Genomic DNA, 227 nt, shown 5'->3' with positions numbered 1-227 from the left:
TGTCTCGTGGTACTCTGGATCAGAACTACTTACTCTTGTTTTCACTTACAGGACTATTACCTTCTGCGGTCGTACTTTCCAGTACTGTTCAGTTAACAATAGCTTCGCGTTATATTCTGTCCGCAACCCCGGAAACAAGTTTCCGGTTTGGGCTCTTCCGCTTTCGCTCGCCGCTACTGACGGAATCGATTTTTCTTTCTCTTCCTCCAGGTACTTAGATGTTTCAG

The 227-nt window shown here is 45.8% G+C and carries 1 rRNA gene; it reads right to left on the bottom strand.

Annotated elements, in window-relative coordinates:
* Positions 1 to 227 (bottom strand): 23S ribosomal RNA (locus CPJCM30710_RS17640); the annotation flags it as partial.

The sequence above is a fragment of the Clostridium polyendosporum genome (genome assembly GCF_018332455.1).
Classification (GTDB): domain Bacteria; phylum Bacillota; class Clostridia; order Clostridiales; family Clostridiaceae; genus Clostridium_AY; species Clostridium_AY polyendosporum.
The sequence above is the reverse complement of the archived record's forward strand: the minus strand, read 5'-3'. Positions and strand labels throughout refer to the sequence as shown.